This window comes from Vibrio intestinalis, from assembly GCF_025195085.2.
Lineage (GTDB): Bacteria > Pseudomonadota > Gammaproteobacteria > Enterobacterales > Vibrionaceae > Vibrio > Vibrio intestinalis.
Window position 1 is genome coordinate 15,014 of sequence record NZ_JANAVY020000019.1, and the last position, 16,524, is coordinate 31,537.

Annotated in this window: 14 protein-coding genes; 7 read left to right on the forward strand and 7 right to left on the reverse strand. The window is 44.9% G+C overall.

The features are described 5' to 3' along the window. The first annotated feature begins 247 nt into the window (after nucleotides 1-247). From rnb to MU515_RS17860, 3 genes are all read left to right on the forward strand, one after another. Complete coding sequence (gene rnb / locus MU515_RS17850; protein WP_260261742.1) at nucleotides 248-2,251, forward strand: exoribonuclease II; 2,004 nt, start codon at nucleotides 248-250, stop codon at nucleotides 2,249-2,251. A 144-nt stretch (nucleotides 2,252-2,395) separates the two neighbouring features. Beyond that, nucleotides 2,396-3,436 carry a GGDEF domain-containing protein gene (locus tag MU515_RS17855; RefSeq protein ID WP_260261743.1) on the forward strand — a complete coding sequence of 347 codons (1,041 nt, stop codon included), beginning with the start codon at nucleotides 2,396-2,398 and terminating at the stop codon, nucleotides 3,434-3,436. Nucleotides 3,437-3,666: 230 nt separating this feature from the next. Continuing rightward, nucleotides 3,667-5,847 (forward strand): hypothetical protein, encoded by a 2,181-nt coding sequence (locus MU515_RS17860; RefSeq protein WP_260261744.1) that lies wholly within the window; start codon nucleotides 3,667-3,669, stop codon nucleotides 5,845-5,847. A gap of 73 nt (nucleotides 5,848-5,920) precedes the next feature. Here MU515_RS17860 and MU515_RS17865 read toward each other — a convergent pair whose 3' ends face one another. From MU515_RS17865 to MU515_RS17890, 6 genes are read right to left on the reverse strand one after another with little or no spacing between them, the layout of a single operon-like run. Further along, entirely contained in the window at nucleotides 5,921-6,703 is a 783-nt protein-coding gene (locus MU515_RS17865) for a heme ABC transporter ATP-binding protein (protein WP_260261745.1), read from the reverse strand. After that, nucleotides 6,703-7,740, reverse strand: a complete 1,038-nt coding sequence (locus MU515_RS17870; protein WP_260261746.1) for a FecCD family ABC transporter permease — start codon at nucleotides 7,738-7,740, stop codon at nucleotides 6,703-6,705. The genes MU515_RS17865 and MU515_RS17870 overlap by 1 nt, the downstream gene beginning before the upstream one ends. A gap of 10 nt (nucleotides 7,741-7,750) precedes the next feature. Then, on the reverse strand, nucleotides 7,751-8,599 hold the full coding sequence (locus MU515_RS17875; RefSeq protein ID WP_260261747.1) for a heme/hemin ABC transporter substrate-binding protein: 849 nt from the start codon (nucleotides 8,597-8,599) through the stop codon (nucleotides 7,751-7,753). A 10-nt stretch (nucleotides 8,600-8,609) separates the two neighbouring features. Next, complete coding sequence (locus MU515_RS17880; RefSeq protein ID WP_260261748.1) at nucleotides 8,610-9,029, reverse strand: ExbD/TolR family protein; 420 nt, start codon at nucleotides 9,027-9,029, stop codon at nucleotides 8,610-8,612. Next, nucleotides 9,026-9,718 carry a MotA/TolQ/ExbB proton channel family protein gene (locus MU515_RS17885; RefSeq protein ID WP_260261749.1) on the reverse strand — a complete coding sequence of 231 codons (693 nt, stop codon included), beginning with the start codon at nucleotides 9,716-9,718 and terminating at the stop codon, nucleotides 9,026-9,028. Before MU515_RS17885 ends, MU515_RS17880 begins: the two co-directional genes overlap by 4 nt. A gap of 2 nt (nucleotides 9,719-9,720) precedes the next feature. Further along, nucleotides 9,721-10,476, reverse strand: coding sequence for an energy transducer TonB (locus MU515_RS17890; protein ID WP_260261750.1), 756 nt, complete (start codon nucleotides 10,474-10,476; stop codon nucleotides 9,721-9,723). A 284-nt stretch (nucleotides 10,477-10,760) separates the two neighbouring features. On the opposite strand from MU515_RS17890, the gene hutX reads away from it, so the two are divergent. Together hutX and hutZ are read left to right on the forward strand one after the other, a co-directional pair. Continuing rightward, nucleotides 10,761-11,264: a heme utilization cystosolic carrier protein HutX gene (gene hutX / locus MU515_RS17895; protein ID WP_260261752.1), complete on the forward strand. Its 504-nt coding sequence runs from the start codon at nucleotides 10,761-10,763 to the stop codon at nucleotides 11,262-11,264. Between the two features lie 68 nt (nucleotides 11,265-11,332). Beyond that, nucleotides 11,333-11,863 carry a heme utilization protein HutZ gene (gene hutZ / locus MU515_RS17900; protein ID WP_260261754.1) on the forward strand — a complete coding sequence of 177 codons (531 nt, stop codon included), beginning with the start codon at nucleotides 11,333-11,335 and terminating at the stop codon, nucleotides 11,861-11,863. A 57-nt stretch (nucleotides 11,864-11,920) separates the two neighbouring features. On the opposite strand, the gene malK is transcribed toward hutZ, so the two are convergent. Further along, nucleotides 11,921-13,033 (reverse strand): maltose/maltodextrin ABC transporter ATP-binding protein MalK, encoded by a 1,113-nt coding sequence (malK, locus tag MU515_RS17905; RefSeq protein ID WP_260261755.1) that lies wholly within the window; start codon nucleotides 13,031-13,033, stop codon nucleotides 11,921-11,923. Nucleotides 13,034-13,691: 658 nt separating this feature from the next. Between malK and malE the strand changes: the two genes are divergently transcribed. Continuing rightward, on the forward strand, nucleotides 13,692-14,873 hold the full coding sequence (gene malE / locus MU515_RS17910; RefSeq protein ID WP_260261756.1) for a maltose/maltodextrin ABC transporter substrate-binding protein MalE: 1,182 nt from the start codon (nucleotides 13,692-13,694) through the stop codon (nucleotides 14,871-14,873). 72 nt (nucleotides 14,874-14,945) lie between these two features. Next, a complete protein-coding gene (gene malF / locus MU515_RS17915; RefSeq protein ID WP_260261757.1) occupies nucleotides 14,946-16,520 on the forward strand; it encodes a maltose ABC transporter permease MalF in 1,575 nt (524 codons plus the stop codon). Nucleotides 16,521-16,524: the final 4 nt, after the last annotated feature.

Sequence of the window (16,524 nt, forward strand, 5' to 3'; positions counted from 1 at the left end):
CGCTAGGGACGTCTAAGGGAGGCGGATTATTCCCTAAAAGCATAAAAAAAGCCAGAAAAAATTGAAATTCATCACAATTTTTTCTCGAAAGAGACGTTTTGAGGCTAATCCATGTCACATAAGTAGGAAAACGTTGCTTATTTGCGCATTTTTTGTTGGTTTAAAGGACAACAAAGTGGTGCTTTCAGTAGCTTGGTCACATTGCCAATGTTATAGTGACGCCAATTTTATTAGTGAAAAAATAAAGATGTTCCAAGATAACCCTCTACTGGCTCAACTCAAGCAGCAAATCCAAGAAAACCTACCTAAGAAAGAAGGCACCATCAAAGCAACTGATAAAGGCTTTGGCTTTCTAGAAGTAGATAGCAAAACCAGCTTCTTTATTCCGCCTCCATATATGAAGAAATGTATGCACGGCGATAAGGTAAAAGCGATCATCCGTACTGAGAAGGATCGTGAACAAGCTGAACCAGAAGAGCTATTAGAACAAGGCATCACGCGTTTCATTGGCCGAGTAAAGCTATTTAAAGGCAAACTGAACGTTACACCTGATCACCCACAGCTGAAAAAGTTATCGTTAAAAGCTAAGACGCAAAAAGGTCTTAAGAGCGATGATTTAAAAGAAGGTGATTGGGTCGTTGCTCATCTAACTCGCCACCCATTAAAAGGTGACAACGGTTTCTTCGCTGAGATTTCAGAGAAGATTACTGATGCAGATGACAAAATTGCTCCATGGTGGGTAACACTGGCACAAAACGATCTGCCGAATAGCGAGCCAGCGGGTATCGATAACTGGGAAATCAAAGACGATGCAGATCTAGAGCGCGTTGATATGACTCACGTACCGTTTGTTACTATCGATGGCGAGTCAACCAAAGATATGGATGATGCTTTGTACGCGAAGCAGCTAGATGATGGCGGCTTTGAACTAACAGTAGCGATTGCTGATCCTACCACTTACATCACTCCAGATTCTGAGATGGATAAAGTAGCGCGTGAACGTGGTTTCACTATCTACTTGCCGGGTCGTAACATCCCTATGTTACCGCGTGACCTCGCTGATGAGCTTTGCTCTCTGATTCAAGATGAAGTTCGCCCAGCACTTTGCTGCACAGTAACGGTAGCGAAAGATGGCGTAATTGGCGATGACATTAAATTCTTCGCCGCAAACATTAAGTCTCATGCACGTTTGGCTTACGATCACGTGTCTGATTGGCTGGAAACTGGCGAATCTAAAGATTGGCAACCAAGTGAAGAGATCGCGCAAATCGTTAATGATCTGCATAAGTTCGCTCAAGCTCGCGCAGATTGGCGTGAGAAGAATGCAGTCGTATTCCCTGACCGTCCAGACTATCGTTTCGAGCTAAGCGAAGACAATGACGTTGTTGCGATTCACTCAGACATGCGCCGCAGCGCAAACCGTCTGGTAGAAGAGTCGATGATTACCGCGAACATCTGTGCGGGTAAAACGCTACAAACGACGTTTAACTCTGGTGTGTTTAACCACCATGCGGGTATTAAAGCGGAAAAGATTGCGGACGTCATTGAACTCGTAAACCCACAAGGTGATTTACCATTTACCGCTGAATCAATCGCAACCCTTGAAGGTTTTGCGGCGATGCGTCGCTGGTTAGGTGAGCAAGAAACGTCATACCTAGATAACCGCATTCGTAAGTACCAAACTTACAGTGAAATCGGCAATCAGCCATTACCTCACTACGCGATGGGTCTTGATATCTACGCAACGTGGACATCACCAATCCGTAAATACGGTGACATGATTAACCACCGCATGCTTAAAGCGCATATTCTAGGTAAAGAGCCAGTACAAACGGCAGACGAAACTGTGGGCGAAGAGCTTGCACTGCACCGTAAGCATCACAAGATTGCTGAGCGTAACGTGGGTGATTGGCTATACGCACGTACCCTTGCAGAAGAGCCAGCAAAAGAAACTAAGTTCACCGGTGAAATCTTCGATATCAACCGCGCTGGCATGCGTATCCGTTTGTTAGAAAATGGCGCAGCAGCGTTTATTCCAGCTTCACTTATTCTGGCTAACAAAGAGCGCCTAGAGTGCAATGGTGAGCAAGGCATGGTGCTTATTGATAAAGAAACCGTCTATCGCCTAGGTGATACGCTAGAGGTGGTACTTGCAGAAGTGAACCAAGAGAACCGCAATCTAGTGGCTAAGCCGACGCAAATCTTTGCTGAGCCAGTAAAAGCCGAGCCAGAGGCACCTGAAGCCAAATAAGCTCAATGCAAATAGCATAATTCAATCCCTCGACAGTGTCGGGGGATTTTTTATTTAACGGCAAAACAATCTTAATAGCATAGAGCATTACGTACGCAATTGATGTTACTATGATGTTAACTCTTAATGTTGGCGGGGGTAGTGATGAATGAAGTGATAGATAGCACTGACCGATTAAGACGCAAGGTTTTGATTGGTATGTGTATCAACCTAGGTTTAGCCGCGTTGATATTGGGTATCGCGAATTTGTTTCTATTTGCTAAAAAGTCTCCAATATTAGGTATCCTCGAACTCGGCTATTTCGTGTTATCGGCTTGGATGCTAATGGATATTAGTAAGCGACCAATGAGAGTGTGGTTTTTACCTTGTCACACCACGATTCTTGGAAGCTTAGTAATACTCGGCAGTGCAAGTCATAACCTTGAAGGTGTTTTGTTTCTTTGGTCTATAGCATTGCCGACCGTATTTTATTTGGCTTTAGGTAAACGTTTAGGCTTTGCTGCAAGTGCGGTATTTATAGTGCTTGAAATGTGGGTTGTTATTCCAAACCTAACCGATACTTTATTAATTCCTGCAAAAGTATTCGCCAACTTGTCTTTGGCCTATCTCTGTGTCTGGGTTGTTTCACATACTTATGAATCGAGCCGAGAAAAATCAGTCAATGAGTTGAGATATATGGCTTTGCATGATCCCCTTACACAGGCATTGAATCGACGTGCTTTGGTTCACTCCCTGGAGCAAAAAATCGTCAATATTGAGTACCTTTTGATGCTCGATATCGATGATTTCAAGCAAATTAATGACTCCTATGGCCATGAGAGTGGTGATGAGGTGCTAGTCAGTGTGGTGGAGCGATTACAAAGTATTTGTGGTGAAGATTACGTTTACCGAACGGGTGGCGAGGAGTTTATTGTTGCACTGAGCTCAGTTTTAATGAAGGGCCAGTGTGTTAATTGTGTGACTAACCGAATTCAGCTCGAGTTGAGTGGTATCGTGGTTCAAACTCAAGTCGCTCCAATTGCCATCACGCTAAGCGGTGGTTTGGTTAAAAATGATGAGATGTGTTCCTATAATCAAGTGTTAGCGAATGCCGATAAGAGTCTGTATTTGGCGAAAAATAGCGGCAAAAATCAAGTGTTCTACAATCAAGAGCCGCTGGACACTAGGCATTGCGCCGAGCAATAACACGCTCGATAGTTATTCCCCGTTTTTATACACAACAAAGGCAAACGATATCACTCAAGTTGAATAAGTGATCTAATGCTCAAAAATAGATAATTTATTGATCTTTTTAGAAATTGAAAGCGCGAGTCACGTATTATTGCCCGCTATTAAAAGGCCTTGCTTTATAAAAGAGTGTGAGGCCTTTTTTGTTTCCCCTAATAAAAATCAGAAATAACACAGTAGGCTACTGCATGGATGAATTTATTTTTATCGTCAAAATTGGCATTTTGGTTCTATCGTTATGTGCCATGCTCTCTTTTCATGGCCAAAAATCAAACGCGAAGAAAACGACTAAAGACCTCCTCGATGAGGATTTCAACGATGAGGCGAAACCACATGAGCTTGATATACTTCGTGATGTACACCACATCAAAACCTCGGAAACGATTTTTACCACTGTCATTCAAGGTGACCTAGAGGTAACAGAGTTAACGACTGCAGGCATGGGAGGCGAGCAACTCACCACGATTGGCGGCGTGATGGTTGAATTGCCTTATCATGAAATCAAGACTTACCTAGAGCAGACGCAGTTTCTCCCAAAAGACATTGTCTCAAAGATCGCAGCTTACGATGGCAAACTATACGTATTGTCATTGCAAGACTATTGGCTAGGTCAGGGTGATGATGAACAAACAGGGCAAAGTGCCCAATATGTCGTTGAACCAGGTGCTGAGTTTGAGTCTGATTCATCTGCTGCGTCCACCTCGACATATTCAGCGAGCAACCCAACTCAGCCTGAAATCAAAGCGGAGGAAATGACTTCCAATGTTGAGATATTGAGTGAGCGTAAGGCAACAGAAGTTGAGCAGTGGCATTTTGACCCCGTAAAACCAGGGTTTGGTTGGATGGCGGGTGTCGTTGCTTTAGGTCTACTATTTGCTTTCTTTCTTGAAGATGCTAACCCTAATAGCGCAGGTGTAATCGTATTCTTCTACTTGTTTGTTGCAGTGATTTTATTGTGGTTGTGGAATAAAGGCGCTAAGCGAGCTCGCCAAGAGTACACCATTGTGAAAATGCGTGGTGAGATCGAGTCGATTAATGATTATCACGATATTAAATGCATTCGAATCCAACGACCGACGAACTGGAAGAAATACGATGAGTATTCGATTCCAGAACAATGGTTGGATAAGACTCCGCTTAATAAAACGACGTCTTTTGAAGTGTGTGTGGAACTTGGCCAGGTAGTCAGTGTTCAGCCATATTACTCAATTGAGCAACAAGCAAAGTCGACCAACAAATCTGCAAACTTGCATCTTAGATACATGGCGTTGAGCTTTATTGTCTCAAGTTTATTCTTCTTCATGTTCATGGGGCCAGCTAAGCTATCGGCTATCTTTGGCATGTTGTCACACCCAGAGTTAGATCCGATTGCTAAGCAAAGCCAATTTGTTGAGGCGGGTAATGTTGGTCAGCGTATTTCAATAGACTCAATCGGTGCAATGTGTGCTGATACTTATACCTCTAGCCATAACTTGGGAACTTGTACTAGCTACGGTATGTTCGATACGTTGCCACATGTTGATATCAAAGCGATTAGCGAGCCGTTCATTGTGAAGCTTTGGCATATCAATGACGACGTGCCAAAGCGTAGAATCAGCAATAGCGCTTACATAATGCTCTCTTCCTACGCGAGAATTTACGGTCAAACATTAGAGCCACAATACAACATTGTTTCCATTAATAGAGCGGCGATTGCAAAGTGGGCTAAGTGGGTTGAAATCAATCCAACGTTGGAAGGTTTCAAACAGAGTAAGCAGGAACTGGTAAGGCTGTGGCAGTCGCTGTCTGAGGATGAAAGCTGCGAAAGCGATGCGTGTTGGCAAGAAATTTTAGCGCATGATCTTGAAGATGTTGGTGAGACTGATTACGTCAAACGTTACAAAGTGAGCGATTTGATGGCGATGAAAGGCGAAGCGGTTGATATTGTTATTGCTCAGTGGATGGAAGCGGTGAATGATGCTCAGAAGCAAGCAGCATCTCAATCAAATACCGTTATACATCTAGTGGGCTATGAAGGCGAACCGACGGCATGGGACAAGCTTAAAGAATACCGAGGTAGTGGTGGCACAGTAAGCAGCGATAAAACGTTCAAGCGTCGCTACCTAGAGGGTGTGGTTAAAATGCTGAATGAGCAGCAATCACTAGCGTTAGACTATGGGGTTGTGGTTGATGTGGCTGAGCAAGGCCAGCAAACGCATTTGTACGTTGATACAAGCTATACCGAAGATAAGTTCGTTAAAAACCTAATCCAGTTGGGATTGGTGTTCGGTCTTTTACTGGTTGGTTTAATTCTAGCGCTATTGGCTTGGATGGATGCAAGATCATTACGCGCTAGCAATAGCTCAAAGCAAACTGCTTGGGTATCGTAAATTGCAGTAGCTAATTGTCATAAATCAAAGGGCTCGTAAGAGCCCTTTTTCGTATCTACGCTACATAGAAGTCTTATTCCGCTGGGTAAACCATCGGAAACTCAAGAGTAGGATGCTCGGAAATAATCGATTGATAGCCGTACACAGATTCAATCATTTTACTGGTGAGGGCTTGCCATGGTGAGTTATCACATACTAGTTTGCCTTGATGCAGAATGACTAAACGATCGGAATATTGCGCAGCAAGATTTAAGTCGTGCAAAACCACAACAACAGCGGCGTTATGTTCGCATGCCATTTCTCGGGCGATTTTTAAGGTGTTGTGCTGGTGGGCTAAGTCTAATGCTGACGTGGGTTCATCTAACATTAGAATCTTTTTACCTTCCGATTGGTCAAGTTGAACCAAAACACGAGCTAAATGTAGCCTTTGTTTTTCTCCCCCAGACAATGACGGGTAAAGCCTTGTTGCAAGATGAGCGACATCGGTCATCTGCATGTATTTATCCGCCAATGCTTTTGCCCGCTTATTCGGTACATTCAGTGGAATTGCACCTAATTCAACGACTTCTTGAGCCAAAAAAGGGAAGCTCAATGTACTGTGTTGGGGCAACATGCCAACGTGCTTGGCAAGTTCACTCGCGTGCCAATCATGCTTTGCTTGATTGAAGATCTTAATATCGTTGTCTGACGGGATCTCGCCACACAGCAACTTAAGTAGGGTACTTTTCCCCGCACCGTTAGGGCCAAGCAATGCGGTTACTTCTCCTGCTTTGATCTCGATGTTTACATCATCCAAGACCTTACGCTTTCCATAGGTAACAGAAAGATGGTTACCGCTTAAAACGACGTTACTCATTACAAAATGCGTCCTTTTTGTTGGAATAGTAAGTAGAGGAAGAATGGGGCTCCGATGATGGCGGTTACGATGCCAACGGGCAGCTCAGCAGGGGCAACGGCGACGCGAGCGAACATATCTGCACAGGTAAGCAGCAATGCGCCCATTAGCGCAGAGATAGGAATTAAAGTGCGGTGGTCAGGCCCAGAAAGCATGCGACCAAGATGGGGAATGACAAGACCAATAAATCCAATCATACCTGAAACACTCACCGTCACACCTACACCGACCGCGGTCAGTAATATCAATTGGCGTTTTAGTTTTTGTACTGGAATACCAAGATGGTTGGCTTCCGCTTCGCCAAGTAGCAGGGCGTTTAAAGCCAAAGATTTGCGCATAAAGCACCACAGCAAGATAACCAGAGCAACGGAGCAAAGCAGGATGTTTTGCCAATTCGCACCAGCTAAAGAGCCCATCGACCACAATGAAAGGTCACGCAGCATTTGGTCGTCGGCAATGAAGTTTAGATAGCCAATACCCGCGCCAGAGAGCGCACTGATCGCCACGCCAGCTAACAGCATGATGGTGACCGAGGTGCCCATTTTACTCGTACCTAAGTGATACACCACAATGGTGGTTAGTGCACCGCCGAGGAAAGCAAAAATCGGTACGGCAGCGAAGTTCATCAGCTGTGGGTAGGCTTGGCTTAGCTCACCAAATAATACGATTGCAATCGCCGCACCTAGCGCTGCGCCGGCGGATACGCCGATAATGCCTGGCTCAGCAAGTGGGTTTCTAAATAGCCCCTGCATGACCGTGCCACACACCGCCAATATTGCGCCAACTAACATACACAGCACCGTGCGGGGGAATCGAATTTCATGGATGACGAGATTAATGTGCGGAGCCAATTGGTTATTGGTCGTGAACAAACTGGTGAGGCTATCGATAAAGCTGATGTTCATCGGCCCAATGGTGACGGAGCTTACTGCCGTCACCAATAGCGCGAAACTAAATATCAGCAGTGTTATCGACAGAGAAACGTGTCTTAACAGCATACAAACCTTATTACTGACTTAGAATGGCACTGAGTCGCTGAGCTTCTTCTAAGCTTTTTAGACCTAAGCCACCAACTAATGCATGACCATCAATAGTGACAATGTTTTTTGCCTTGCCAGCAGGCGTAGCCGCTAGCATTGGCATTGCTTTTAAGATTGCATCTGCTCCGCCCATTTTTTGATAGCTGCGGCCACTAACGAGGATAACGTCTGGCTGCATTTCAAGCATGGCTTCAACGGAAAGAGGTTTGTAAGATTCAAGCTGATTGGCAGCAGGGTTAATACCTCCGGCCAGTTCAATGATGGCATTTGGCGTCGTTTTGCTACCCGCAACATTCGCAGGGCGACCTTCGTGAATTAGAAGGAAAAGTACTTTTTTTACTTCGGTTTGTTGCGCCTTCGCTTGGTTGAGCAGTTCGATTTTAGCTTCGATATCTTGTTTAACTTTTGCTGCTTGTGCTTCACTGTGAGTGAGCTTAGCGATTTGATCAACACGCTCTAGCAGGCCTTGTGGCGTTGCTTCTGTATTGACTACATCAACGCTTACTCCGGCTGATTTAAGCTGTGCGAGCGCGGTATCTGGCCCCATTTCGTCTGAGCCGACAAGTTTGGTTGGCCCCATCGCTAATAGACCTTCAGCAGAGAGCTGGCGGTGGTAACCCACTTTAGGTAATTGTGCTCCATCGGGTAGTTGGCTGGTCACATCTACAGCGATCAGTTGATCTTGTTGGCCAAGGGCTATCATTAGTTCAGTCACCGCAGCACCCGCGCTAATAATGCGTTCTTTGGCGAAAGAAATAGGAGTGAATGCCACAATAGAGGCAAGGGCTAATCCTTTAATCAATGTTATTTTTTTCATGTTGAGCTCGTTAATTATCTGATTTGTCTTCAGTCAAAAGTTGTGTGGCTTCAATGCCGTTTTCTTGTAAGAAAGCCAGTAGTTTGACCAAATGTTGAATATCAGCGGTCTTTTCAGCGCCAATAACAATAGGTTGTGAATTTGATTTGTGTTGCTCTAGCAATGCGATAGTGAAGTTTTCCCAATCGATATACTCTTTGCCATCAATTGCCCAATGAGGTTCTGCATCTAAGATGTTGATGGTTATAGATCGGCTATCTACTTCAGATACCGCTTGCGAATCGGTGGTAGGGAGATCCACTTCGATCGATTCCAGCTTTACCGCGGCAGTTAACATCAAAAAAACCATCACAATGAAGATGATGTCGAGTAGCGGTGTGAGATCGGGAGTTAACCCAAAGTTTGTTTTTTCTTGGGAGGTCTTAATCATAGCGCCGCTTCATTTTGAGCAGTAGAAGATGCTTGTGCAGACTGCTTAGTAGTCGTTGGGTTCAAACGAATGCCTTCTAACCACAAGTTGACGTAATTCAAAGTATGTTCAAGCTTGGCCATCACCTTATCTGCCCACAAGCCAAGTAGTTGAGCGCCTGCAATGGCAGGCAAAGCGATCAACAAGCCTGCTGCCGTCGTGCGCATAGCGATACCTAGGCCTTCGGCAAGATCATTCGGTGTGATATTGCCGCTTGATACAGCAACGCCTTTAAACATTTCAATCAGGCCAAGCACAGTGCCCAATAGGCCAATTAAAGGGCTGATCACACCGATTAAGGTCAGTAAACGGAGGCCCGAATTGAGCTGGTGGCGCTTTTCTTGTAGCCACATGCCTGCGGCATCCTCTCGCAGTGCTTTATCAAAATTGTGGTGCGCTAATAACATCGCAACGCCTTTGTAGAGCAGCGGGCGGCGAGGTGAAAGAGTTTCTGCCAATTGTTCCAGCTGTTGCCCGTTGGTCGGTGATACTTTGGTAAGTTCTTCTCTAATAGCGCGTTTGCCTACGCCTAAACTGATGATGACTTGGAAAAGACGTTCGGTGATGATCATCAAGGTAAGGGCCGAGCAGATGATAAGGGGCCAAGCCATCAGGCCTAACTGCTGCTGTAAATCCGTGAGTTGTTGCATGTTTAATCCAGTTTAAATCGAACAGGTATCTGTACTCGGTGGGCAACGGTTTGGTTACCCACCGTGTGAGGAGAAAATTTCCATTTTTTGATCGCATCAAGAGCCGATTTGTCGAGCATGGTGGCTCCTGAAGATGAAATAAGTACTTGTTTTACTTGGTTACCATTTTGGTCAAGCCAGATCTCATACATGGCTACGCCCTCAATGCCGCGTTTACGCGCGACTCTTGGGTAGTTAGGAGCAGAAGGGCGCTCTAGAAAAGCAGGCTTTTTCACCATGACGGGTTGGGTTGTAACGCCGGAGGTCGTTGGTTTGGGTTTGCTGGCCGTTTTGTCGAGTTCTACTTTGGTCGGTTCGGTTTTTGTTGTTGTTTCTGGTTTTAGCTGAGTCTCTTTCACCACTTTTTCAACGGGTTTAATCGGCTTTTTAATTGGCTGTACTTTTTTCGCTGGCGTTTTTTCTACGATAGGTTTTGGCTTTGCTTTAGGTTTTGGCTTGGCTTTAGGTTTCGCGGTTTCAACCGGTTTCTCTACCGCTTTTTTTACCGGAGCTGGCTCAAGTGTTTTCTTAGGTTCGGGCTGTGTCGCAACTTGTTTGGGCTGTGCTGGGGCAACTGGCGTAACAAATTTAAGAGACACAGTTTGTGTTTTTGCCCCAGCAGGCATCGCAAACGCTTTGGGTTCGTCAGTCATAATCAGTAACGCAGCGTGCAATGTTAAAGACACACCGCCAGCAATGACATATCGAGTTACGTTCACAATTCGCCTCATTGAAGATAGTTCTGTTCAAAGTGAGCGAATTATTACGCAGAAAATATTTGAGATCAATTATCAATTGCATTCTCATTTGCGGCAAATTATCATCTGTCACAATTAATAAACAACCAAGCTCAGGCTTTATAAAATAAGGTTTGATGGCGATTCAATTGCATTGGTTAGTAACATTTTATTAATTCATGTTATTCACTTATGCATTACGTTTGCTAGTCATTGAGTGCAGTGACTCTGCCCAAAAAGGTAGCAAAACAGATAGGTAAAATTGTATGCAAAACATTAAAAACGATGTTGCTTTGATCTTGGAACAGGATCCTAATTTGTTGCCCGCAGCGGTTGCTGAGCGCCTAGGTGTTGTGGAATTCGCCGTGGTTTCTGCGCTGCCGAAAGAGATGGTGGCACTAGTACCGGGTGAAGATGCGCAAGCTATTTTGGAAGGATTGGTTGATTTTGGCCCGGTGACAACAATCGTTCAGTCGTTTGGTTCTATTTTTGAGGTTAAAGCGCCTTTTCCTAAGGGTAAAGTAGCTCGTGGTTATTATAACTTAATGGGCTCTGAAGGCCAGATGCATGGGCATTTAAAGCTAGACAACGTTAAAAATATCGCCCTTGTGAGTAAGCCGTTTATGGGACGAGAGAGCCACTACTTTGGTTTTTTCTGCGGCCAAGGCAATAACATTTTCAAAGTTTACTTGGGGCGTGATGAGAAGCGTCAATTGATTCGCTCTCAAGTGGAACAGTTCAAAAACATGCAAGCGGAATTTAACCAATAATCTGGTCGAAACCAGAACATGCTCAACCCGTTTGAAGTAAAGAGATTAGAAAGAATAGGAGTCAGCGAATGAACCAACAAGTAAAACAAGAGCGTCTGCAAGGCCGCCTAGAGCCAGAAATTAAAGAGTTTCGCCAAGAGCGACGCACACTGCAATTAGCGACGGTAGACGCAGAAGGTCGCCCTAACGTTAGCTATGCGCCATTTGTACAAAACCAAGATGGTTACTTTGTGCTGATCTCTGAGATTGCGCGTCATGCGCGTAATCTACAAGCGAACCCAAACGTTTCTTTAATGATGATTGAAGATGAAGAATCATCGAAGCAGTTGTTCGCGCGTAAGCGTCTGACTTTTGATGCGGTAGCGACGGTAGTCGAGCGAGACAGCGAGCAATGGCAACAAGTCGTTGCACAGATGAAAGACCGCTTTGGCGAAATTATTGATGGCCTAAGCCAACTGCAAGACTTTGTGTTATTTAACCTCACAGCGGAGAAAGGGTTATTCGTAAAAGGCTTTGGTCAGGCTTATCAGGTATCTGGCGACGATATGGTTGATTTTGTTCACCTCCAAGATGGACACAAAAAAATCGAAACCGCATAAAAGTAGAAAGGGAGCATTGCTGCTCCCTTAGTTTTGATTCTTGGCTTGTGTGTCAGTTTATTCTACGCCGGCTTCACGATATAGGCGCTGACATGCTTTACCATCGCTATGGAATAGGTGACAGCGATGCGCAGGAATACCAATTTCTAGTGAATCACCTGCTTCAATATCTAAAGTATCTGGTTGGCGGTAGATAACGTCGGCATCTGCTTTGTCGATGTTTAGGTAAGCTTGCGTTTCGTTACCTAGTTTTTCAACAATCATCACTTTACCGCTGATCGTTGCGTCACCTTCTGAAGCTGGTATTAAGTGTTCAGGGCGAACACCTAAAGACATACGTTCGCCACGAGTAACAGTGCGGCCATCAACAGGAATCCAGAACGTAGTGCCATTCGCAAGTTGAACAAACACGCGGTCATCTTCTACTTCTTCAACGAACACGCTCATGAAGTTCATTTTTGGTGAACCGATGAAGCCTGCCACAAAACGGTTTTGTGGGTAATGGTATAGCTCTAGCGGTTTACCTACTTGCGATACAAAACCAGCATCAAGAACGACGATCTTGTCTGCCATGGTCATTGCTTCAACTTGGTCGTGCGTTACATAGATCATGGTGCAACCCAGTTTGCGTTGCAGCTTAGTGATCTCAGAGCGCATTTGAACACGAAGCGCAGCATCTAGGTTAGATAGAGGTTCATCCAATAGGAAAACATTTGGTTGAGAAACCAAGGTACGGCCGATAGCAACACGCTGACGCTGACCACCTGATAGCGCCTTTGGTTGACGGTCAAGCAGGTGACTTAGCTGAAGGATTTCTGCTGCGTGCTCAACGCGGCGATCCGTCTCTGCTTTGTCAGCTTTTGCTAGCTTCATACCAAAAGACATGTTGTCGTAAAGGTTTAGGTGTGGGTAAAGCGCATAAGATTGGAATACCATGCCGACACCACGTTTGGATGGTTCAACATCGTTCATGCGTTGCTCGCCGATATATAGATCACCTGATGTGATGTCTTCTAGGCCCGCAATACAGCGAAGTAGGGTAGATTTACCACAGCCAGACGGCCCTACAAATACGACAAATTCGCCTTGCTCAATTTCTAAGTCTACGTTTTTTGAGATTAATACATCGCCATAGGCTTTACAGACATTTTTTAAGGTAACACTCGCCATCTAGCTCGTCCTCGATTTTTATATTTATTACTGCCCGCCCATTATATGAATTATCTCGCAGACAGTAAGTGTAGGAATTCAGTAAGGTGGAGTTTACCGACGCGCGTCGCAATCGGTAAGGGTAAGAAATAAGGGTGGCGGAACAGGCTGTCGTACCGCCACCCATCAAAGCCAAAGATAAATCAGTCTCCCCCGAAACTTATCAGTGCGTGCCCCGTATTAATCCACTAACACTGACTTGCTTTCAACATCTTTATCGTAGCTTTGAAAACCGCCGCTCTTCACAACGCCGGTAAGGGATTTACCCTCCACTTAAGATGGTGCAATTTTGCTTAACTATAGGTCATTGTTCATCATCCCAGCGTTTTTTTTTGTAGGGGTAGTAGGGGGGGAGTAGCAGAAATAGGGAGGAAAACCCTTTAGGAGATCGAGTTCAAAATTAATCCTGAGTAAATATAGAGAGCGATCACAATACGCTATATTTTTGTGATTTGAGTTGGAAATAGTAGTCGATAGCGATCACAAAAATAGTTCATCATACCCAAGGCGTAGGAAGTAGGATGATGAGTCGCCTATGGTTTTGTTTAACAATGCTTGACGAAATCCGGTGAAGCCTATCGGTAACACCCTACAACACAAATATAAAAAGGATATGAACATGAAAAAAGCGCTAAGCTCAGTCGCCCTTGGTACACTGGTTGCACTTGGCTCTTTCGGTGCTAATGCTGCCATCGAAGAAGGACAACTAACTATTTGGATCAATGGTGACAAAGGTTACAACGGACTTGCTGAAGTAGGTAAACAATTTGAACAAGACACAGGCATTGTTGTGACTGTGGCACACCCTGATGCGCTTCAAGACAAGTTCCCACAAACTGCGGCAACAGGCGATGGTCCTGATATCGTATTTTGGGCGCATGACCGTTTTGGTGGCTACGCAGAAGCGGGTCTATTAACGGAAATCACTCCATCAAAAGAAATCAAAGAAGGCATTGTTGATTTCGCATGGGATGCAGTGAAATACAACGGCAAACTGATCGGTTACCCAATCGCAGTTGAATCGTTATCTCTAATCTACAACAAAGATCTAGTGCCAAACCCACCAAAAAGCTGGGAAGAAGTGGCGAAGCTTAACGAGCAGCTAGCGAAAGATGGCAAAACTGCGATCATGTGGAACCTAAAAGAACCGTACTTCACTTGGCCTCTAATGGCTGCTGACGGTGGTTACGCGTTTAAATACGGTCTAGAAGGCTACGACGTTAAAGATGCAGGCATCAACAACGATGGCGTTAAAGATGCAATGAACTTCGTTAAAGGTCTTGTGGACGCAGGCGTAATCTCTTCTGATATGGATTACTCAGTGTCTGAATCTGCCTTCAACCAAGGTAAGACAGCGATGACCATCAACGGCCCATGGTCTTGGGGTAACATCGAGAAATCTGGTATCAACTACGGCGTAGCAACACTGCCTAAGTTTAACGGCAAGTCATCTAAACCATTCGTAGGTGTACTAACAGCAGGTATCAGCACTGCATCACCTAACAAAGACCTAGCGGTAGAGTTCATTGAGAACTACCTACTAACTAACGATGGTCTTCGTAAAGTGAATGATGACAAGCCACTAGGTGCAGTAGCACTTAACTCATTCCAACGTGAGCTAGATGCCGATACACGTATCGCGGCAACAATGGACAACGCAATGAATGGCGAAATCATGCCAAACATTCCTCAAATGAACGCATTCTGGGGCAGCGCTAAGAATGCAATCATCAACATTGTTGAAGGTCGTCAAACTGTAGATGCAGCCCTTGCAGATGCAGAAAAGCAGATGACTAAGTAATTCTGTTCTATGCTCCCAAGGAGGGATTCGTCCCTCCTTCATCTCTTTAGTATTTCGCTAGCAGGTTCTACTATGCAGTCAGTACAAGGCCCAGATGCTTTGACATCTCACACTCTTAATTTACCGTCGAGTAAAAGCGTTTTTATCAAGTGGGGTCTATTAGGCTCAGTTGCACTGGTGAATGGTTATGCCACGATTTTGATGTATTCACGTGGTGAAATCGCCTTTGCTCTTCTTACTCTTCTACTTACCGGCTTAGCCCTTTTCATCTTCGGCAACAAGAAGACCTATGCGCATCGCTATATCTATCCAGGTATTGCGGGCATGATTCTATTTATTTTGTTCCCGTTGATTTATACGGTTGGCTTGGCGTTCACCAACTTCAGTGCGAAGAACCAACTCTCCTATGACCGCGCGCAGCAGGTGCTATTAGATCGTACCTACCAAAGCGGCCAAAGCTACCCGTTCTCACTGTATAAGACAGACTCTGGTCACCAGCTTGTAGTTGAAAAAGAGGGCAAAACACTGGCCTCAGATTTCTTCAACTTGAGCCAATTGAGTGAGATGAACTTAGCACTGACGCCAGTTGATCAAGTAAGTGGTAAGAAAGAACCGATTAAAACTATCATCAAGAATCGCACTTCACTTGGTAAAGTTGATCTACTGATGCCAAGTGGTGAAGAAATTCGTATGAGTGGTTTGCGTAAGTTTGCAGCGGTAGTTCCTCTGTACACTTTGCAGCAAGATGGCGAAACACTGCTTAATAACGAAACGGGTGAAACCCTAAAGCCGAACCTAGATAAAGGTTTCTATCAGCCAGTTGATGAAGCGGGTCAGTTTGTCGGTGACACTGTATCTCCTGGTTTCATTGTAGGTATCGGTACTCATAACTTTGAACGTGTGTGGAAAGATGAAGGCATCAGCCAACCGTTCACAAGCATCTTTATTTGGACGATTGTCTTCTCAGTACTCACAATCGTATTCACTGGTGTGATTGGCTTGGTATTAGCGAGCGTCGTGCAGTGGGAAGCGCTTAAAGGGCGCAGTATTTACCGCGTACTATTGATTTTGCCTTATGCGGTACCGGCATTTATCTCAATCCTGATTTTTAAAGGCCTGTTTAACCAAAGCTTTGGTGAGATCAACATGGTGCTCCAGACAATGTTTGGTTTAAGCCCAGCGTGGTTCTCTGACCCATTCTTGGCAAAAATGATGGTGCTTATTGTTAATACATGGCTTGGTTTCCCTTACATGATGATCCTATGTATGGGCCTACTTAAGTCGATACCGGATGACTTGTATGAAGCGTCTGCGATTGATGGTGCGAACTTCTTCGATAACTTCCGCACAATCACTCTGCCATTAATGATTAAGCCTTTAATGCCACTACTGATTGCAGCGTTTGCCTTCAACTTCAACAACTTTGTATTGATTCAGTTGTTGACTCAAGGTGGACCAAACATGATTGGCACATCAGAGCCTGCGGGCTACACCGATCTATTGGTTAACTACACCTACCGTATTGCTTTTGAAGGTGCGGGCGGTCAAGACTTCGGTCTAGCAAGTGCTATCGCAACTTTGATTTTCTTGTTGGTCGGCGCACTCGCGTTACTCAACCTTCGATTCACTAAACTAGCACAAGATTAAGGAG